The sequence below is a fragment of the Siminovitchia fordii DSM 16014 = CIP 108821 genome (assembly GCF_000374565.1).
GTDB classification, from domain to species: domain Bacteria; phylum Bacillota; class Bacilli; order Bacillales; family Bacillaceae_C; genus Siminovitchia; species Siminovitchia fordii.
On sequence record NZ_KB894714.1, the window covers coordinates 1 to 20527 of the forward strand.

At 42.8% G+C, this 20527-nt stretch carries 16 protein-coding genes; 12 read left to right on the top strand and 4 right to left on the bottom strand.

Annotated elements, in window-relative coordinates; all coding sequences use genetic code 11:
• The 10 genes from C509_RS0121315 to C509_RS0121360 all read left to right on the top strand — a co-directional run.
• Nucleotides 1-724: NAD(P)/FAD-dependent oxidoreductase (locus C509_RS0121315; RefSeq protein ID WP_018708971.1), on the top strand; the 724-nt coding region annotated here is incomplete at its 5' end.
• A gap of 14 nt (nt 725-738) precedes the next feature.
• On the top strand, nt 739-996 hold the full coding sequence (locus tag C509_RS0121320) for a ferredoxin (protein WP_018708972.1): 258 nt from the start codon (nt 739-741) through the stop codon (nt 994-996).
• A gap of 173 nt (nt 997-1169) precedes the next feature.
• Entirely contained in the window at nt 1170-2213 is a 1044-nt protein-coding gene (locus C509_RS0121325; protein WP_018708973.1) for an aromatic ring-hydroxylating oxygenase subunit alpha, read from the top strand.
• 123 nt (nt 2214-2336) lie between these two features.
• A complete protein-coding gene (locus tag C509_RS0121330; protein ID WP_018708974.1) occupies nt 2337-3512 on the top strand; it encodes a Glu/Leu/Phe/Val family dehydrogenase in 1176 nt (391 codons plus the stop codon).
• A gap of 79 nt (nt 3513-3591) precedes the next feature.
• Nucleotides 3592-5025: an amino acid permease gene (locus tag C509_RS24410; RefSeq protein WP_018708975.1), complete on the top strand. Its 1434-nt coding sequence runs from the start codon at nt 3592-3594 to the stop codon at nt 5023-5025.
• A 470-nt stretch (nt 5026-5495) separates the two neighbouring features.
• Entirely contained in the window at nt 5496-5696 is a 201-nt protein-coding gene (locus C509_RS0121340; RefSeq protein ID WP_018708976.1) for a DUF3311 domain-containing protein, read from the top strand.
• Nucleotides 5693-7195 (top strand): sodium:solute symporter family protein, encoded by a 1503-nt coding sequence (locus C509_RS0121345; RefSeq protein WP_018708977.1) that lies wholly within the window; start codon nt 5693-5695, stop codon nt 7193-7195. The genes C509_RS0121340 and C509_RS0121345 overlap by 4 nt, the downstream gene beginning before the upstream one ends.
• Before the next feature lie 67 nt (nt 7196-7262).
• Complete coding sequence (locus C509_RS0121350; protein WP_018708978.1) at nt 7263-8972, top strand: thiamine pyrophosphate-binding protein; 1710 nt, start codon at nt 7263-7265, stop codon at nt 8970-8972.
• A 104-nt stretch (nt 8973-9076) separates the two neighbouring features.
• On the top strand, nt 9077-10549 hold the full coding sequence (locus C509_RS0121355; protein ID WP_018708979.1) for an aldehyde dehydrogenase family protein: 1473 nt from the start codon (nt 9077-9079) through the stop codon (nt 10547-10549).
• 284 nt (nt 10550-10833) lie between these two features.
• Entirely contained in the window at nt 10834-12396 is a 1563-nt protein-coding gene (locus tag C509_RS0121360) for a BCCT family transporter (RefSeq protein ID WP_018708980.1), read from the top strand.
• Nucleotides 12397-12459: 63 nt separating this feature from the next.
• On the opposite strand, the gene splB is transcribed toward C509_RS0121360, so the two are convergent.
• The 4 genes from splB to C509_RS0121385 form a co-directional block, all read right to left on the bottom strand.
• On the bottom strand, nt 12460-13488 hold the full coding sequence (gene splB / locus C509_RS0121365) for a spore photoproduct lyase (RefSeq protein ID WP_018708981.1): 1029 nt from the start codon (nt 13486-13488) through the stop codon (nt 12460-12462).
• Between the two features lie 31 nt (nt 13489-13519).
• Entirely contained in the window at nt 13520-13765 is a 246-nt protein-coding gene (locus C509_RS0121370; RefSeq protein WP_018708982.1) for a transcriptional regulator SplA domain-containing protein, read from the bottom strand.
• A 441-nt stretch (nt 13766-14206) separates the two neighbouring features.
• The gene (locus C509_RS0121380; protein WP_018708984.1) at nt 14207-16075 is read right to left on the bottom strand and encodes a zinc ribbon domain-containing protein; all 1869 of its coding nucleotides are present in this window, start codon (nt 16073-16075) and stop codon (nt 14207-14209) included.
• A 25-nt stretch (nt 16076-16100) separates the two neighbouring features.
• A complete protein-coding gene (locus C509_RS0121385; protein ID WP_018708985.1) occupies nt 16101-17000 on the bottom strand; it encodes a hypothetical protein in 900 nt (299 codons plus the stop codon).
• A 361-nt stretch (nt 17001-17361) separates the two neighbouring features.
• On the opposite strand from C509_RS0121385, the gene C509_RS0121390 reads away from it, so the two are divergent.
• Complete coding sequence (locus C509_RS0121390) at nt 17362-19287, top strand: sigma-54-dependent Fis family transcriptional regulator (RefSeq protein WP_033370540.1); 1926 nt, start codon at nt 17362-17364, stop codon at nt 19285-19287.
• Nucleotides 19288-19725: 438 nt separating this feature from the next.
• Nucleotides 19726-20124: a RidA family protein gene (locus C509_RS0121395; protein ID WP_026320014.1), complete on the top strand. Its 399-nt coding sequence runs from the start codon at nt 19726-19728 to the stop codon at nt 20122-20124.
• The last annotated feature ends 403 nt before the right edge of the window (nt 20125-20527 follow it).

A 20527-nucleotide genomic window follows, 5' to 3' on the forward strand; every position in this document is an offset into this window, starting at 1 on the left:
AGACGGCACTTTCAACATTGTCACGAATAAAGGGGTCCATTTTTCAAAATCGATTATTATTACTGCAGGAAACGGCGCTTTCCAGCCCCGCAAGCTGAAATTGGAAGGGGAAGAAAGATTCGAGGAAGCGAACCTGCACTATTCTGTTCAGAATCTGGGGCAATTCGAAGGCAGAAAAGTCGCTGTATTCGGCGGTGGAGATTCCGCAGTCGACTGGGCGATGATGCTTGAACCGATCGCAGAGAAAGTGATGATCATTCACCGCCGTGATAAATTCCGTGCGCATGAGCACAGTGTTGAATTGCTGCAGCAATCAAAAGTTGACATTTTAACGCCGTATGTGCCTGTTGAGCTCAATGGAGATGAAAGAGTGGAAAACGTGGTCGTTCAGGAAGCAAAGGGCGAAGAGAAGCTTAAGCTTGAAGTGGATGACGTACTGGTGAACTATGGCTTTATCTCATCTTTGGGGCCGATCAAGGACTGGGGCCTGGAAATCGAGAAGAACTCCATCCTGGTGAATTCCAAAATGGAAACAAACATCGAAGGCATTTATGCGGTCGGAGATATTTGCACGTATGAAGGAAAAGTGAAGCTGATCGCAACTGGATTCGGCGAAGCGCCGATTGCTGTGAGCAACGCGAAGGTCTATATGGATCCGACAGCGAAGCTGCAAACCGTTCACAGCACAAGCCTGATGGAAGAAAAGAAGACATCTTTAGTATAAGGAGAGTTGTAAAAATGGCGTTATACGTAAAAGTTGACCAAGATACATGCATCGGCTGCGGAGCGTGCGGTGAAGTAGCTCCCGACATTTTTGATTACAACGAGGAAGGCATCTCATTTAGCCTGTTGGATATGAATGTTGGTGCCGTTCCGGTACCGGAAAATGTAGTTGACGATTTGGAAGATGCGCGAGATGAATGTCCGACAAGCTCAATCAAAGTGGAAGAGGAGCCGTTCTCCGATCCGGCTTTATTGCAAAATAAAGTTGTTTAGGATATACAGTCCAATCGATGGGATTGAGTGCATTTGCACTCTATGAGCACAAATGCACTCGCTTTCGTTTTTATAAAACCTTATACCTATAAGTTTTTGCCTGACAAAAAAGTTGGTACGGATTTTGCGAATATAAAAATCAAGAAGTTTGAGAAGAGAAGGGAGTTTTTAAAATGGCTACAACAACACAGACTTTGGAGTACACACTCCCCTATAAAAATTATGTTGATCCAAAAGTTTTTGAGGAAGAGAAAAAAAAGATTTTCCGCAACAGCTGGGTACTGGCAGGCCATACAAGCCAAGTTGAAAAAATCGGCGACTTCTTCACCTTTGATATTGCTGACCAGCCGTTGATCATCAGCAGAGACAAAAATAATGAAATTAATGCTTTTTACAACATCTGCCCTCATAGAGGTTCAAAGGTAGAGAAAAGCGAGTCCGGAAATAAAAGGGTTTTCATGTGCCAGTACCATGGGTGGACGTTCCAATTGGATGGCAAGCTGAATAAAGCGCCGAATTTTAATACAAATGAGCTGGGCAAACACAGCTGCATGACGAAGGTAAATTTGGAAGTGTATAAAGGGATGATCTTCATCAATCTGGATCCTGCGGCAAAGCCAATGGCTGACACCCTCGGAGACTTTATGAAAGACCTTGAAAAGTATACGTTCCTTGAATCATTGAAAAAAGTACGTGTTACAACTAGGGTTATTGAAGCCAACTGGAAAGCGGTTATAGACAATTATCTTGAATGTGATCACTGTAAAATTGCCCATCCGGAATTTTCAAAGACGTTTGATATGAAAAATTACTATATCGATCTGCATGACAATTTTTCATGTCAATATTCAAAAATGACCAGCAAGACAGATGAAGACCGTGAAGAACATGCGAATTTTTATTGGGTTTGGCCGAATCTAATGGTCAGCATTTACCCGGGAGAAGACGGAAATATGACAACAAGTCAAATACTTCCATTAGCCCCTGATAAATCCCTGGCTATTTACAGCTACTATTTTAAATCTGATGAAATATCCAAAGAGAATGAAGAACTGATCAGATTTGTCGATCAGGTCCGCCTGGAAGATTTCGACCTTGTTGAAATACTGCAAAAAGGTTTTGATACACAAGCATTTGAAAGAGGGATCTACTCTCCGACTGAATATGCCATCAAGTATTTCCATCGGCGTTATGAAGAGGAAATGAAAGCAGACTAAATCACATCTTCTAACAGGACTCCTTTCTGTATGAAGGGAGTCTGCATATGTAAATTTTTCAGGTGTATGTTACATTGATATAATACCTGGCAGGGCAGCAATCACATCTTAGGAGGAATCACAATGTCTAAACCCTATCTAGTAGTAGAATGGAATGATACTGAAACAGATGCGAAAGGCTGGATGGTCGTCCATAATTTTGTGAAAGGTTATACAGGCGGCGGCACAAGGATGCATCCGACAGTGACAAAAGAGGAAGTGGAAAGGCTTGCAGAAGCAATGGCCTATAAATATGTAGCAAGCGAATCGGAAACGACAGGGGGATGCAAAGCCGGCATCTCTTACGATTACAAAGCTCCGGATGCATATGACGTATTGCGAAGGTTCTTAATCGCTATGATGCCTTATGTTGATAATGGTGTCTCATTGGGAAGTGACCTTGGAACGAAGTATGAAGATGTCTTGAATATCTTCCATGAATTCGGGATCGATATTCCATTGACCCAGTCTATGAAAAAAGATCCTGCTGTTCTTCAAGGAATCAAGGATTATGATGAACTATTATCAAAAAGAATTGACGGTCTTCTTGTCAATGACGTCGTGACCGGATATGGCGTCGCTTTTTCAGCAGATGAAGCCTGGAAGTTTAAAAAAGGGAAGGAAGGCGCAAAGGTTGTCATCCAAGGATTCGGCTGTGTTGGTGCAAGTTGTGCGTTGAAACTCTCCCAATTGGGATATAAAGTGGTTGGAATATCAGATGCTAATTTGCTTGTAACATGTGAAGAAGGTTTGGATGTACAAAAGCTCATTGATCATAAAAACGTGTATGGTGAAATGGATAAAAATCACTTTGATCCTGCCTATGAGGTAAGACCAAACTCTGAATGGCTTGATGTCGACTGTGATATTTTGATCCCTTGTGCTTTGGAAGATGTCATTAACGGATCCAACGCAGAAAAGGTAAATGCGAGCCTGGTCGTGGAAGCGGCTAATATTCCGATTTCTGCAGAAGGGGACGAAATTATCAAGGAAAGAGGGATTGATATCGTCAACGACTTCGTTGCCAACCTTGGAGCAATACGTGCTTACGACGCAGTCATTTTCGGACTGGTAGAAGCTGAACCGCAAGCCGTGATCGATGATATCGAAAGGCTTTGCCGGAAAAATGTGTTCCGTCTGTTTACAGAATCAAAGGAGCAAAACAGATATCAAAGAGATGTAGCATATGAAATTTTTAAGCCTGCAAAGAGCGATTCATTGGAATATACATCACCAAGTCCAACGTCAACTGTCCAATAATTGAAGGCGGAAGATGCAAATAGGCATCAACCGCCTGTTTTAAAAAGAAAGCGCTATAATACGGAAATGGGGAAAGTGAATGCAAGAACAGGTGAGTCAACCTAAAGAATTGAAACGTTCAATGAAAAGCCGTCATTTGTTTATGATGTCAATCGGAGGGGTCATCGGAACAGGGTTATTTCTGGGGTCGGGGTATTCCATAAGTGAAGCCGGTCCTGCGGGTTCAATTACCGCTTATCTGTTTGGTGGCCTGGTTATGTACCTGGTCATGGTTTGTCTTGGGGAATTGTCGGTAGTCATGCCAGTATCGGGATCATTCCAAGCTCACGCTGAAAGATTTATCGGTCCTGCGACCGGATTTATGATTGGATGGACTTACTGGCTGAGCTGGGCCATTTATGTAGGGTTGGAGTTTATTGCGGCCGGATTGCTCATGGCCAGATGGTTTCCGGATGTGCCTGTATGGGTCTGGTGCACAACTTTTGCTTTAATCCTATTCGGTATCAATGCTTTGACGGTAAGAAGTTTTGCAGAGACGGAATATTGGTTTTCCGCTGTTAAAGTCATTGCTGTCCTCTTCTTTATTGTAGTAGGCGGGGCGGCGATCTTTGGACTCATTCCGATTAAAGGGGAATCTGCACCGTTCCTTTCAAACTTTTTCAGTGACGGATTGTTTCCAACAGGATTCACAGGTGTTTTTATCTCTATGATGACGGTTGTATATGCCTTTATGGGTTCGGAAATTATGGGAGTTGCAGCGGGAGAGACAGAAAATCCCGAAAAAAATATTCCAAGAGCGATTCGAAGCATTGTTATCCGTATCTTAGTTTTTTATGTACTGGCAACCTTTGTTTTATCAGCAATCGTTCCATGGAAAGAAGCTGGGGTGCTTGAGAGCCCGTTTGTAACCGTATTCGATATGATCGGTATCCCCTATGCTGCTGATATTATGAACTTTGTCATCTTAACCGCCATTTTATCGGTTGGTAATACAGGTTTATTCGCTTGTACAAGAATGCTGTTTTCGCTTTCCCAAAGCGGACAGGCTCCACGCGTATTTGGAAAAGTGAACAAGCGCGGAGTACCAATGAACGCATTGTTGGTCACCCTAGTGTTTGCCTTGCTATCCTTACTTACTAGTGTCATCGCAGAAGAAACGTTATTCGTTGTACTGTTAGCAATCAGCGGTGTAGGCGGCGTCGTTACATGGATGGCAATTGCGTGGGCCCAGTACCGATTCCGCAAGCAATATATTGCAGACGGAGGAAGATTGGAAGATTTGAAGTTTAAAGTTCCTTTTTTCCCGCTAGTTCCATTTCTAGCCTTGATTATGTGTGTCGGCCTCGTTGTATTTACCGCATTTGATCCAACGCAGCGTACATCGCTGTATATAGGATTCGGTTTCGTCGCACTTTGCTATGTATTCTACTATTTTAAATTTAAAAGGAATAAGGTGGATGCTACTGTTGCTACTGTTCTGACGGATGAAAAGCCTGATAAGCTAGTTCAATAATTTTCTATCTTTCAAAATATCATTTTCTCACCTCGACAAAACTGGGTTTAAAAATACTCTATGAGTATAAGAACACTCACGTAATACATCTCTGAGCCATTTATCAGTTCTTCTAACTTGGCATGGAAATTGCAAATATAGAATTGGAATGTCAGAAGGGAGAGAAGCTTTATCATTTAGATGGACTCTGCGTGCCCAGACCTCACAAAATGGGGACCATCTTCATTGCAGGATAGTTATGGATTAGCCGGTAGGAAAGTAGGCCTTCAACAGAAGAAAAAATGGCTGAACATTCGTGAACATCGTTGAATGAATACGACCAAAATCAAATAGCGATTTAAAACAGATCCATTTATACAGATGAATGCGCTGCACACAAATTTACAGATAACTGGAAACGGTTCATCTTTTTGTGGACATGGTTTCATCACGAATCAGCGGCAGTATAATTCGACCAGGAGGTTCAGCTAATGAAGAAAAGATTCTGGCTGTATATTTTCAGTATGATACCCGCAATCGGCAGCTTGACTGTCATCAATAAAATTGAACCATATGTCCTTGGGATGCCATTTGTATTGTTTTGGCTGATGCTGTGGGTCGTGCTCACTTCCCTTTTCTTATACATTGTCAACATACTTGATCCTGCAAATGAAGGGGAAGATGACATTTGAATATTTCACTTGCAATCACATTCGGTATTTTGGCACTGGCATGTTTATTGGGTATCCGGGCACGAAAAGGCAAAAATATGGACATGGAAGGATGGGCCGTCGGCGGCAGAAGCTTCGGACCAATCGTCGTATTTTTCCTGTTGGCTGGCGAAATGTTCACGACGTTCACCTTTTTGGGTGCAAGCGGAATGGCCTATGGAGTAGGGATGCCTGCGGTTTACGCATTTAACTGTTTCTACTTTGTGATTGCTTACTGGCTGCTACCGCCTATTTGGAAATACGCCAAAAAGAACAACGTCATTTCACAATCCGATTTTTATGTAAAAAAATATGATAGTGTAGGTCTAGGGGTTGTGGTCGCCCTCATTGGGGTGATAGCCTCTGTTTCCTACCTCGTCATGCAATTTGTCGGCTTGGGGATTATTGTTTCATCGTCGTCCTATGGAGCTATTTCATCCGGGTTGGCTGTTGTAATCAGTGGTTTGATTGTTGCTATATATGTAACGGTTTCCGGAATGCACGGATCGGCTTGGACAGCCATTATGAAAGATATCTTGACCCTGGGGGTCATTGTGTTCATGGGTTTTTATTTTCCAATCTATTATTATGGAGGATTTAGACCGATGTTCCAGGCCATAGAAAGCGCGCATCCGGAGATGCTTCTATTTCCGGCTGAAGGTTTGAGCATTACTTGGTTTATCACCACAACAATCATGCTCGCTTTGGGTTTTTATCTGTTTCCACACATGCAAAGCGGAGTCTTTTCGTCAAAAAGCGCGAAAGCGTTGCGATGGAATGCTGCCAGTATGCCGTTATACCAACTGATTATTGTGTTTTCCATCATTATCGGATTTTCGGCCATTATTCAGGTTCCGGGTTTGGACGATGCCGACATGTCTTTATTCAAACTTGCCCAAGCTTCTTTTCCACCTTGGTTTGTGGGGATGATTGGAGCAGCAGGAGCATTGGCCGCACTCGTCCCAAGCTCTATCGTTCTGCTGTCATCGGCAACACTTTTATCCAAAAATATATATAAAGTATGGAAGCCTGAAACGACAGATAAGCAGATAAATAATTTGAGCCGTTCTCTTGTCCCTGTATTGGTTGTATTTGCAGTCTTTTTTGCATTGAATGAATCCAAGCTGATCGGCCTGATCTATATTATGGTGTACAGTATCATCGTCCAATTGTTCCCTGCTTTGTTCTTCAGCTTACTGAAAAAGAATCCGGTCAACAAAATCGGGGCATTGACAGGGATGATTGTCGGTGTACTCATCGTCATCTATTCAACGCTGACTGACACGACGATGGCTACGCTATTCCCAAACCTTCCGGGCTACATCAAAGACTTTGATACTGGGCTTGTTATTTTGATCATCAACTTTATCGTGACGTACGTTGTGGGCGTTGCCACAAACAAAGCGGTAAAAAGCGAGACTGGCAGCCTGCGGGGAGAATCCGAAAGAAAAATGGACTTTCATCATATGAAGGTTAAATGAAAGTGGCAGCTGCTTTGCTGCGTTAGCATTTTTAATTATCGTAGAAAAACATCTTGGGAGGATCATAATGAATAATCAAGTAGAACATGCAGTATTAGAACCAAAAAATAACCAGACAGAATACACAGTTGCAGATGCGATTGTGGAAGAGCTTGTGGCTGCTGGAGTCGAGGTTATCTTCGGAATCGTAAGTATCCATAATATGCCGATCTATGATGCAATGCTTCGGAACGGAAAGATCCGCATGGCAACTGCTCGTGGCGAAAGTGGTGCGGTCAATATGGCAGATGCGTATTCGCGTGCGACCGGTAAACTTGGCGTCGTCCTGACAAGCACGGGAGCCGGTGCAGGAAATGGTGCAGGTTCATTGACGGAAACATGGAACTCCGGTACACCTCTTCTTCATATTACGGGTGAAGCTGATTCCAACTATATCGGAACAGACCAACGATATATTCATGAATGTAAAGACCAATTGAAAATGATGGACGGTGCAAACAAAGCCGCTTATCTTTTGAAACGCCCGAAATTGATCACGCCGTTCATGCGTAAAGCGATCAATGAGGCACAGACTGTGCCGACAGGACCTGTCACTGTTCAGATTCCAACAAATTTCCAAGCGATGATCATTCCTAAAAACCAATTGGTTGAAGTGCAAACAGTAGAGAATGCAGAGACTAAAATCAACCTTCCGGCTGAAGTGGTTGAAAAAATCGCCGCGGCAAAAAGACCTGTCATCTGGGCAGGAGACGGAGTGATCCATTCAGGAGCATCGGAAGAACTATTGGCGCTGGTGGAGAAAATTCAGCCTGCAGTTGTTACAAGTGAATCCGCAAAAGGTGCCATTCCTGAAGAACACCCTCTTTGCATCGGAAACTTTGCGTGGTTCCCTCGATTTGAGGAGCTCTTGAGCAAGGCAGATTTGCTCATCAGCATTGGAGTACGTTTCCGCGGTGGGGAAACAAACGGCTGGACTTCCCCAGTACCTGAAAATCACATTAATATCGATCTGAATCCAAATGCGTTTAACCGCAGTTTTGATACACTTTTCGGATTGGTCGGTGATGCCAAAGCCGTCTTACATGAAATCAACAAAGCGTTGACAGATAAGGACATCAATCCTGATGCTGCTTATGTGGAAGAAGTTAAAGCATGCCGCCAAGGCGTTCGCGACGATCTCTGCAGCACGATCGAGCCTTATGGAGATATCGCTTCAATTATGAATGACAAGCTTCCTGAAAATACAGTGCTAGTGACAGATGTGACCATCCCAGGATATACTTGGGCAAATAAATTGGTTGATGTTCATGAACCAAGAAATTACCTCTACATGACAGGCGGAGGAATCGGACAAGGTTTGCCGATGGCAATCGGCGCCAAAGTCGGCCAGCCGGAAAAACCTGTCGTTCTTGTTGCAGGAGACGGCGGTTTTATGGTGAATGCGGGTGAGATGATCACGGCAGTCCAGGAAGATGCACCAATCATCGTCTTATTATTCGATGATGGAGGCTACGGAATTTTAAAATATTATCAAGAGGCTGCTTATGGAAGAAAGACGGCTGTTGATTTGCAAAACCCTGATTTCGTTATGATGGCCAAATCCATGGGCTTTGAATCAGAGAAAGTGACATCTGTTGAGGAATTTGAAAAAGGACTGGACAACGCCATTGCCAGTAAAAAACCTTATATGGTTGTTGTTGATGTAGAAGCAGTCGGAGTTCTTCATTATAAAGATTCCGACGAATACATCCGTTCTTTCCGCCCGCACGGAGAATGAGGCGGATCGGCGGCCATACGAGGGACAAAACCGAGTATGGCTGCCGATTCAATTTTACAAGAGAAACCTTATGAAAGCTTGCAAACTAGGGAGGCATCAAGGTTATGGCACAAAACTTGAAACTGTATATTAACGGGGAATGGGTGGATTCAAGCAACCCGGAAATGCAAGACATTCTAAATCCTGCCAATCAGGAAGTCATTGCCAAAGCCCCAAAAGCAACGAAGGAAGAGACGGAAGAAGCGATAAAAATCGCAAAAAGCGCGTTTGAAAGCGGAGCATGGTCTGACAGGACTCCGCAAGAAAGGGCGAAAGTTTTACTTCAGATTGCAGAGAAGATGGAAGAGAACTTGGATGAGCTTGCGGAACTGGAAATGAAAAACAACGGGAAGACCCTAAGGGAAGCACAGTCGGACGCCGCGGATGCAGCCAACACTTTCCGTTATTATGCGGGACTCCTCGATCATCCTTCTGGAGTAACGTACCAAGCGATAGAGGATTTGCAAACAATGATTGTCAAAGAGCCGATGGGGGTTGCAGGACTGATTGTTCCCTGGAACTTCCCGCTATTAATGAGCGTCTGGAAAATTGCCCCTGCGCTGGCGGCAGGCAACTCCATTATTTTAAAACCGGCCGAAATCACTCCGGTAACGGCTGTCAAAGTATTTGAATTGATAGATCAGACCGATTTACCAAAAGGCATCGCACATCTTGTGATGGGGTCCGGTTCAGTTGTCGGCCAGACCATCGCTGAAAGTGATGATGTCGATGTCGTTTCCTTTACAGGAAGCACAGGGGTGGGTCGGAACATCATGCAAGCCGCTACAGGCAATCTGAAAAAAGTTTCCTTGGAATTGGGTGGGAAGTCACCTAATATCATTTTTGATGATGCTGATTTGGAGACAGCGGTTGACTATGCTCTGTTTGGAATTTTTATGGGGTCTGGTCAGGTTTGCTCATCCGGAAGCCGTATTTTGGTACAAGAAGGAATCTATGATGAATTCGTGGCAAAATATGTGGAAAAAGCAAAAGGGATCAAAGTCGGCCCAGGGAATGACGAAAGCTCACAAATGGGGGCGATTGTCAGCGAAAAGCACATGGAAAGTATTTTGGAATATATCCGGATTGGGAAAGAGGAAGGCGGTAATCTTGCTTGCGGCGGAAGCCGGATTCAGAGGGACGGCATGGAAAAAGGGTTCTTTATCGAGCCGACCGTCTTCACGGATGTAACAAGCGACATGAAAATTGTGCGCGAAGAAATTTTTGGTCCTGTTGTCGCTATCCAAAAATTCAAGGATGAAGCCGAAGCAGTACGCATTGCGAACGATACGGAATTCGGCTTGGCAGGCGCTGTGTTTTCCGAAGACCAAAATAAAGCGATGCGCGTTATCCGAAAAGTTCGCGCGGGAATTACCTGGGTGAACGCCTATCATCTGACGAATGTTCAAGCTCCGTGGGGAGGCTACAAACAGAGCGGAATCGGAAGAAGCCTTGGAACTTATGGATTGGATGAATATCAAGAGACGAAGCAAATCAATATTAACCTGGATCCGAAGCCAATCCGCTTTTTTGAGTAAGATAAGGCCGATCCTTTAAGCCGGCTTTTTGATGGCAGAAGTGAGTTCGTACGCACTCTATGAGTGTCCATGAACTCACTTCATTTATAAATAAAGCCTCAGTTACATTCGTTACGGGAAAATATATTTTGGTATAGTTATTGCAATAATATATATGACAATTTTAGAAAGGAGAGGGGATTAGCCTATACTTATAAATAGAGCACGTTGTAGGCAAAATGAAATTGAATCGTTGTAAAGCAAGTACTTTTTTAAAAGCGCTTACATCTTTTTAGGAGGTTTTTATGGAGCAATCGAAGGTTGATAGAATGATATTCTTCTCGGCTCTGGCTGTCATTAGCATTTTTACTGTACCCATTTTAATCAATCCTGAAAAAGGAAATCAATTTCTGGGATCCATACTAGGATTTATTGGAGGGAAGTTCGGCTCTTTATATTTGTTGACTGCTTTTTTAATATTCGTGGCTTTGTTATATTTGGCCATGAGTAAGTATGGGAATATCAGGCTTGGCAATCCTGAGCAAGGCCCGGAGTTCTCGACCCTTAGCTGGATCGCGCTTATTTTTACATCAACAGCAGGTTCAAGTCTGCTCTACTGGGGATTTATAGAATGGTCGTATTATTATACTGCACCGCCATTCGGGATGACGCCTGGAAGTACGGAAGCTGCGGAGTGGGCGTCCACATATGGCATATTCCACTGGGGCTTTATGGGTTTTTCCATTTACTGTTTGCCTACGATTGCCTTGGCTTATGCTTTATTTGTAAAAAAGATTCCGAATCTGCGATTGAGTTCGGCATGCCGCGGAGTGCTCGGTGACCGCGTCGATGGTCCACTTGGAAAATGTATTGATGTTATGTTCATGTTCGGGATTGTTGGAGGTGTTGGAACATCCCTCGGTCTTGGAACACCGATGCTTGCCGAAGCACTTTCCAATTTATTGGGAGTAAAGCGTTCTTTGATGCTGGATGTGGGCATTCTTTCATTTTGGACTCTTATTTTTACTTCCAGCGTTTATTTTGGCTTGAAAAAAGGTCTTAAAATATTGAGTGATGTCAACACGGCTTTGTACTTCGTGTTTGCTGCGTTCTTTTTTATCGTCGGTCCTACAGTGTTCATCCTTAACAAGTTTACGGACAGCATGGGCTTACTTGTTCAGAACTTCCTGAGAATGAGTCTGTATACGGACTCTGTAGGCGGATCGTCATTTGCACAGGATTGGACCATCTTTTACTGGGCATGGTGGTTTGCCCTCGCGCCGTTCATGGCGATGTTCACTGCGCGGATTTCAAAGGGAAGAACTATTCGCGAAGTGATTGTCGGAATGTGTGTGGCAGGTACACTTGGCTGTGCGCTAGCATTCGCTATATTTGGCAATACGAGTATGTATTTTGAGTTAAATGGTATTCTTCCGATTGTGGACATTGTACAAAATGAGGGAGCACCAGCTGCGATTGTAGCAATTATCCAAGCTATGCCGCTCGGTACGACTGTCTTGCTGACCGTGTTTGTTATCCTGGCTTTCATTTTCCTTTCTACTACAATTGATTCGGCAGCTTATACTTTATCTTTTATGTCTTCGAAGGCAGCCACGGAGAAACAGGAGCCGGCAAGATGGATCAGAGTTTTCTGGGCGGTGATGATCGGTGCTGTGGCGGTCATCCTGATGTATGGTGGAGGGTTATCTGCTTTGCAGACGCTGTCAGTCATTACAGGCTTCCCGATTATGTTCATTTGTATAATCATCGGTATTTCTTTATTCAAATGGCTAAAAGAAGACTTTGCAAAAAGTGTAGACCGACAGCCTGTTTCTAAAAATTACTCAGATGAGAAAATTTCCAGTTGAATAAGACGAAAATTTCAAAATGTACAAAGGCCTCTATTGAAGTCTTTGTACATTTTTTAAAACTCAAGTGAAATATTCAATTTTCCCTTCAGGGAAATAGGTGTGTATATATTCGAACAGGGTTTCCTTCATTTCCGATTCTTCCTCTTTTGGATAAATATATTTTCCAATGCCGTACTTTCCCCATTTATAGCGGCGCTTTTCTTCATCCAGCTCGAGTTTGGTCATCGGGTAGTTTTTTTGGATAACTTTTTTGGCCGGCTTTGTAAAACGGTGCTGGATCAATTCGAAAGTAATATCCCCTTTTGCATCGTCAGGAAGGTCGTGGCTTAGGCGTTCAAACAATTCCTTGTAACCTTCCTTCCACCCTTCGAACAAATAGATAGGTGCGATAATGAATCCTAATGGATATCCGGCGTGGGCTACTTTAGCAGCGGCTTCGATCCGGTCGGCTAATCGGGATGTGCCCGGTTCAAAATATTTGATGACGTAATCGGCGTTCATGCTGAAACGAAAGCGGGTACGGCCATTATGTTTGGCATTAAGTAAATGATCGACATGGCTGAACTTGGTAACGAACCGGAGTCTGCCCAAATCAGACTGGCCAAAATATTCAATAGCTCTTTTTAATGTATGAGTCAGATGGTCAACTCCCACAATATCAGACGTACAAGAAGCCTCGAATCGGGTAATCTCGGGGCTGCGCTCATCCATGTAGTTTTGAGCTGCTTCCAGAATTTCATCCACATTGACATATGTACGGATATACGGCTTGCTTCCCATTGTAGTCTGCAAATAACAGTAGTGGCAATGTCCCATGCACCCTGTTGCAAAAGGGATCGCATATTCTGCCGATGGCTTCGAGGTATCGAATTTCAACGTTTTGCGAATCCCTACGACAAGTGTTGATTTTGCTATACGATATCGTTGAAAATCATTTTCGCCCGGCAGGTTCCGGACTTGATTATGCGAAGTCGTATAACGGATCTCTTTGCCCATATCGGTGAACTGTTTGAAAAGCTGCTGTCCCAGTGGATATTCCAGTGCCTTTGGTTCGAAATAAACAAGCTGGGGCATAAAAGGTTTAACCATAATGATTTCTCCTTTGAATAAGAATAGGGAATCAGTGGTCCACTGCTCCGAAATAGTAATTGTAGGCTTCCTCAGCTTCTTCAGCCGTACGATATACCGCCATTTCTTCCGTTAAAGGATAATAAGTCTCATACAAAAAAACGGCGAGCTCCCCCGGACGATCCGGATCATTGACCACAGCGGCTTCCTGGATCATGGCAACATTTTGTGTGTGGGGGTTACGGTATAACACATAGACAATATCTCCCGGTGAGAGAGATGGCTCAAATATTTCCATGAAAACACGCTCCTTTTTACTGTTAGCGTGTCTTGTTTGGTGTAGAAAATACGTATAAAGTGTTTGGGGGTAGCTTTGTGATGGAGGCTATTAACGAGTAGACCATAGGGAAGTCTTAACATTTTAGAATTTGCTATAGGAATTAAGCATTTGGAGGATATATGTATTATAGTATATTCTTTCTATATTTTAAAAAGTGGTTCTCAATTAGGGCAGTAAAAAAATGCAACGCGTCAGCCTTGGAGGATTGCGAGGAGGCAGTCACAGCAATTCGACTTGATACTTGCCGCTATGGCGCCTAGCCGACTTAAAGCGCCACGTCCTGTGGCTTTGTCGGCACTAGGACCTCCTGTCCATCGGAGCTGGACATTACGTAACCTTTGTTTGAAGAGAAAATTCGGTAAAGCAAAGAGAGGGTCCAGCCCCGCTGAACCCTCTCCTTCATATTTCCTTTGTCTCCAACAGCTCATATAGTTGAAATTGCCTGTCGATCCTTTTGATGACGTTTTTTGTACGGAATTTTTTCGTGCTTGATGAGTCCTTCTTATGGATATTGAATTCTTCTATGGTGACTACTTCCCATGTGCTGTCTCCTGTTTTACTGACTGATTCGACATTGGTGGAGAGTATTTCTTCCGTAATGCCTTTAGAGGCGATATAGTGGAGGTAATCACGCTGTTCGTTCAATCTGGGCCCGTTGGAAGCAATCATAGGTTCGACGACTGAAAAATCATTGGTATTCAAAGCTTGAACGCTTTTTTCATTGTATGTCGCCATGAAGATCTCAAAATCGGCAGCAGACACGTCTGAATCTCCAGTAGTCTCGGAGGATTTTTCAGACGCACTGCCTTTTGAGGCTTCTGTATCCTTACTAACTGTCACGGCTCCGTCCGTATTGGAAGGACTGTATAATTTATTGGATCCTTCCAATGTAACTGTCGGTTCCATGTCATTTCCGAACCAGGAAGAACTGCATCCATTCACCTTCCAGCTGTTGTCTTTTTTGTAAAAAAGAAGATCCATATCACAAGAGTCTATACGCTCTGTTATACTTGGCTTATCGCCTTTATAGTAGGAATCGGCCTGAAAAGTGAATCTTGCAGGAAACCCAACCCCTATGGTATTATTTTCGTTTTCATTGTAATGGATATCCTCCAGGTTAAGCTCAATCTTTTCCAATTTTCCTGTAAAGAGCTCATCACTGTCTCTGTTGTAACTGAAATCAGATTGAAAGTCTTCCTTCATTGAACTTGTGATTGTTGTGAATTTGGCTGTATCCCAAGCGGCGTGAGCCTGGAGATATTCTTCCCCATATGCCAGAATCAGTTCGGATAGGGAGTCGGTCAATTCCTTATTTATAGTGTACGGAGTTATATTGACAGTGTCGTTTTTAATCTTTACCTTTTCCGACTTGATTTCACCCCACGGAAGTTCGACAACCGGAACGACAGTTGTTTTGCCATCAAGTTTCAGTGGACCGAATTTTTCAATCTTCATCTCCTTGTCAAACTTCACTTTTTTATCATTAATAAGAACGTGGGCTTTCGAGACCGGTGCATTAGCCGTATCCAAGTAAAGATTCACATAAGCTGCCTCCAAATCCACCCGGTGAGGGACAGGATCGCTATATTCGTCCAAAACAGTCAGTTTTTCTTTTGTTTTCACTTCGGTATATTCTCCGCTAAAACTGCTATCCAGATCGTAGATCCCGGGAGCCATCGGTCCGTGGACGACCGTCTCTTCTCCGCTTTCCTTGATAGATACCTCTTGACCGTTAAAAGTCGTTTTTACATTCTCAAACGGAAGGCGAAGTTCAACGTACTGCGGTTTTACAAGAATACTGTGCCGTTTGAAAATACCGAGCCACTTGCCATTTTCCACGACGATAAAAAGTCCTTCGTCAGGATAACCGCCGCCCATTGACATAGACCGCATATTCATTTCAATAAACTCGGGTTCTTCTTTTGCCAAAGCGAGAAGTCCTTTCGCCTCTCCTTTTGAAATGAACTTACCGTGATGTACAATTGTCACTTTTTGTAGGGCGTTGGCGTCATTTGTCTGAATGGCTTCAGTGAATTTTTGGGCAATGTTTTGCGCCGATACCTGGGAACTTCCCCAGAAATAGAAAGCTCCCAGTAAAATGACTGCTGCGCCAACAATACTGCCAATCAGTTTATTCTTTTTGGATACACTTATTGAAGTGGAACTTCGGCTGGCCTGCGGTGAGACATGCTCTACCTTACGCCCGCATTCCATGCAATGATTTTCCGCCCCTTTCAGGGGCTTTCCGCATTCTTGGCAAAAATTCATATATCTGTACCTCTTTTTTTACATTTTAAAAAATATTAATAGAATCCAATATGTAGTTCATAAGCGAATCCGCAAGGACGGCAAATACAATCGAAAATAAAACTGAAGACAAAATAATATAAGATAGGAAACCGTACAGTGGGTCCATCCCTTTGGCTTGTATAGATAAAAACCTTCCAATCAGATATAAGGGCAGTAAAATAAATGGCAAACCAAGAGTGATGAACATCAGCATATTTCCGGCAATGTATGATTTCAACAGCAGAAGCAGGAATGAAACGGCCGCCAATAAAATAATAGGAGTAAGATGCGCACCGTAAATGCTTACAATCTTTTTATATGACATGTTTGGTCCGAAAAACCTATTAGCTAAAAATAAAGCGAATGTTACTACACCTGAGAGAATGGCTATTGATATGACTGTGCCAAGCAAAACAGTAATAAATGAAGGTCCTGCTTGATCCAAAAAGTCAAAGCCGGTACTAGGTGTGGAATTGAATGCTGCTAATGATACTAAAACTGCAAATACAGCAATGGAAATCAGCCCATTGATAAATTCGCGCTCCGAGTTCTCAAAAATCTTCGATGGATGTTTTAAATATTGAAGATAATAGCTCCAGTACATTTTGGATGTTTCTTTTACTTTTTCTACATGGATATTAGGCTGCTGCGGCTGGCCTGCATAGGCAGCGGCGGTTTCATGTTGAGTCGCATCAGGCTGTGTTGCCCCCTGGCTTGGATCTGCGTTCCCGGTATGGTGCACTCCCGGATGATTCATTGGCTGCACCGCTGTAGCCTGGTCAGGGTTTGCCTCCGATTGCACCGTTTCGGATTGTGCTGGAGCCATCTGCTCCACCAACTTTGTACCGCATTTTCCGCAAAACTTTCCTGCAGCCTGTTCATGGCCGCATGATTGACATACCATTGTTTAGTTCCTCCTATATTTCCTTTTTGTATTTAACATGCTTTTTGAAGTGATTTCATACTAGTCACCTCATTTTTACTGGATTATAAATAGGATAATAGAACTATTCGAATGAAAAAAATATTTATTTTTTCATCCAAAATAAGCCTCCACCCCCTATATATTCCTTAAACCTTACCATATTTTTTAATAGATTTCTATTTTTTTAGACAAAAGGAACCAGGTCTATAGACCTTGTTTCTATGCGAAACGCAGATGACAGCTGAGGTCAAGTTTTTATTGCTTCAATTTTCCTATAATTCTTTTTATAATAGAGGTATCCTATAAGTTGGGGTGATCTATCTTGATAGACAAAAAGTTGATGAGGAAGTTATGGGAGGATTTTGTATATCGGGGGCATCTCAACAGGTCGATCAAACCAGAAATTCAGGAAGCGTGGCTGCGTTCTAGGGAATACGGCGTAAATCCGCATGTCCGAAGTGGGACTCAGATTCTGACCAGCGAAGGGTTGGCTAAACTGCAGCAGCATAATCATGAGCTTATATGTATTTCTCTTCCCTTGATGGAGAATCTTTATTCCTTTGTGAAAGGTTCAGGGTTTCTGGTCATTCTTTGTGATGAAAATGGTTACTTGATGAAGACGCTGGGAGATGAGGAAACGTTCGAACTGGCAAATAGGATAAAATTTATCGAAGGGGCATCGTGGAGTGAGGAGGCGATGGGGGCGAATGCCATCGGAACGTGCATCGCAATGGATGGCCCCATCCAAGTGTGGGCATCTGAGCATTATACGGAAGCTTGCCATCCTTGGACTTGTTCAGCAGCACCCATCCATGATTCAGAAGGAGAAATCATCGGCATTTTAAATATATCCGGTCCCGTGGAAAAGGTACACCCGCATACTTTGGGGATGGTTGTATCTACAGCGGCGGCGATTGAAAAACAGTTGCAGATTATTGAAAAAACACGGGGAAATGCAGTTATGAAAAGTCTGCTGGAGGCGACGACCGATACTCTTTCCGAAGGTATGATTATCATTGATACTGCAGGAAAAATTTTAAAAACAAATGAAATTTTACATCGGATTATCGATAAAAAGGAGCATGAGTTAGCAGGCAAGGATATCAGTGAGGTTTTTGATAATCGATTTTTTAAGGAAATCAGCTCATCAAAGGCCAATGTCGTTGACAAGGAAATAAAGCTGAAAATATCCGGCAGCGAGGGGCAAGTCGGGGTGCTGATTACGTCAAAAGGAATATTTCAGCATAAAAAGAAAATCGGGAAGCTACTGACCATTAAAGAAATACATAGAGTAAGACAGATGATCAATGAGTTTTCCGGTAATCAGGCAAAAGTGACGTTTCGTGACATTGTAGGAGAAAGTGAAAAAATCAGGAAGGTAGAGCTCGAGGCTATTGCCGCAGCCCGTTCCGATTCTAATGTTTTGTTGACAGGTGAAAGCGGGACAGGAAAGGACATTTTTGCGCAGGCGATCCATAATGAAAGCGATCGGAGGTACAAGCCTTTCATTGCCATTAATTGCGGGGGGATTCCACGAGATTTGCTGGGGAGTGAATTGTTCGGATATGAGGATGGGGCTTTTACCGGTGCAAGGCGCGGCGGAACGCCAGGAAAATTTGAATTGGCCGAGGGCGGGACGATATTTTTGGATGAAATTGGTGAAATGTCCCTGGAAATGCAAGTGCTGCTTTTAAGGGTCCTGCAAGATAAAGAGGTAGTCAGAATCGGAGGATATAAAGTCGTCCCAGTCAATGTGAGGATCATCGCTGCTACAAATAAAAATCTGCAAGAGGAAGTGGAGAAAGGGAACTTTCGAGAAGACTTGTTTTTTAGGTTGAACGTCATTCCGATTACCCTTCCACCTTTAAGGGAGCGTTGCGATGATATTCCCCGTTTGGCAGAGTACTTCATTGAAAAACTTGCTATGCGGATCGGAAGATCTCCCCTGAAAGTGAAATCTGCTTTTTACGAGACACTTCAACAATATGAATGGCCCGGAAATGTGCGCGAACTTCAAAACATATTGGAACGAGCAATTGTAAAATGTACTGGAAAGATGCTGGGGCCGGAAGACTTGCCTGCGGATCTCTTTGCTGATTCCCAAACGGCGACCGAGAAGGAATTGCCGATGAAAGATGAGATCAAGAGACAGGCATTGGTGCAGTCGATTAAACTATGCGATGGAAATTATAGCCGTGCGGCAAGACATCTGGGGGTTTCCCGGAGCACACTCTACAGGCAGATGGAAAAATACGGAGTGAGGTAATAGCACGGTAGTGGCTTCGTTTTGTCGGGGAGAATAGGACGGAAATCAGCGTTCAAACGATTATCATGCTTTTCGTACAATAAACCCGAAAACACATGATTCCCGGATATTGAATCAATCGCTATTATAGTTCATTATAAAAGAGTTGTAAGGTTTAATTACAAACATGTTATTTAAGATTCAACCCTCTTATTTCAATGAAGGGTCTTATAGTAGAAATATATCCATTGTTTTTTATATAAATTTTTGAATAATAAAACTTGTCATTTTAAGAAAGAGGGGTGTTCAATTTTGAAGAAGAGATCACTTACGTTTCTTTAGGATATGGATACTCCCACTGCTGTTTTTTTCTGGAAAGTTTTCAAAGGGTGAAGTGTGTCCAAAAATTGTTGTTCTAGTCGAAAACTACAGAATAAATTTAAAATGGCGAGGTGAAAAATGGTGTACGAAAAAATTATAAGAAAAAATCCAACAACCATGCCAGCACCAGTTGGTCATTACACCCACATTACAAAAATTCCCAGGAACGCAGAACTGTTTGTGACGTCAGGTCAAATCGGTGCAGATCATGATGGAAATTTACCCGAACAAATGAATTCGCAAGTCAAAAATACGTTCACAAATATAAAAACTGTATTAGAGTCTGAAGGGTTATGCAATGAAAATATTATAAAAGTGAACATTTGGGCAACTGAACAAATCGATTGGGATTTTTTATATGATGAGTGGGAAAAGTTATTCAGTAACGAATATCCTGCAATGACCATCGGGTATATTTCAGAATTGGGATTACCTGAGATAAAGATTGAGATAGAAATATGGGCTGCTAAAGTATAAGTTTAATCAGACATACTTCACTGAAAACATGGAACGACTTGAATGCTTCCATGTTTTTTTGTGATTGTCCAAGGATTTCAATTAATTTTAAGATGAATCTGCTTCAGTCAAAGGATAGATTTTCCATCTCAATTACCGAGATGTGATACATCTGTAATTGAAAATATACTGAATATGAGTAGAAATGAATCACTACATATTTTGGGTAGAGTGGTATGCCCAGCTAATGGATGACAGAGAAAGGTCTGGATATTTATAGGTTTCATTCAAGTGAAAATTTCTGTAGTGACTTTTATTTTTTTGAAACGAAAAATGGAGTCTTCCATATTGTGAGTAAGTATTAATGAAGAAGTAGTAGCCAACCCTATGATACTAATGTGATTTCTTTTCACCGACGGGTGCA

What these genes read in the sequence shown, in the direction of transcription:
- C509_RS0121320 (WP_018708972.1), top strand. Translation starts at nt 739, where the DNA reads ATGGCGTTATACGTAAAAGTTGACCAAGATACATGCATCGGCTGCGGA.
- C509_RS0121325 (WP_018708973.1), top strand. Translation starts at nt 1,170, where the DNA reads ATGGCTACAACAACACAGACTTTGGAGTACACACTCCCCTATAAAAAT.
- C509_RS0121330 (WP_018708974.1), top strand. Translation starts at nt 2,337, where the DNA reads ATGTCTAAACCCTATCTAGTAGTAGAATGGAATGATACTGAAACAGAT.
- C509_RS24410 (WP_018708975.1), top strand. Translation starts at nt 3,592, where the DNA reads ATGCAAGAACAGGTGAGTCAACCTAAAGAATTGAAACGTTCAATGAAA.
- C509_RS0121340 (WP_018708976.1), top strand. Translation starts at nt 5,496, where the DNA reads ATGAAGAAAAGATTCTGGCTGTATATTTTCAGTATGATACCCGCAATC.
- C509_RS0121350 (WP_018708978.1), top strand. Translation starts at nt 7,263, where the DNA reads ATGAATAATCAAGTAGAACATGCAGTATTAGAACCAAAAAATAACCAG.
- C509_RS0121355 (WP_018708979.1), top strand. Translation starts at nt 9,077, where the DNA reads ATGGCACAAAACTTGAAACTGTATATTAACGGGGAATGGGTGGATTCA.
- C509_RS0121360 (WP_018708980.1), top strand. Translation starts at nt 10,834, where the DNA reads ATGGAGCAATCGAAGGTTGATAGAATGATATTCTTCTCGGCTCTGGCT.
- splB (WP_018708981.1), bottom strand. Translation starts at nt 13,488, where the DNA reads ATGGTTAAACCTTTTATGCCCCAGCTTGTTTATTTCGAACCAAAGGCA.
- C509_RS0121370 (WP_018708982.1), bottom strand. Translation starts at nt 13,765, where the DNA reads ATGGAAATATTTGAGCCATCTCTCTCACCGGGAGATATTGTCTATGTG.
- C509_RS0121380 (WP_018708984.1), bottom strand. Translation starts at nt 16,075, where the DNA reads ATGAATTTTTGCCAAGAATGCGGAAAGCCCCTGAAAGGGGCGGAAAAT.
- C509_RS0121385 (WP_018708985.1), bottom strand. Translation starts at nt 17,000, where the DNA reads ATGGTATGTCAATCATGCGGCCATGAACAGGCTGCAGGAAAGTTTTGC.
- C509_RS0121390 (WP_033370540.1), top strand. Translation starts at nt 17,362, where the DNA reads ATGAGGAAGTTATGGGAGGATTTTGTATATCGGGGGCATCTCAACAGG.
- C509_RS0121395 (WP_026320014.1), top strand. Translation starts at nt 19,726, where the DNA reads ATGGTGTACGAAAAAATTATAAGAAAAAATCCAACAACCATGCCAGCA.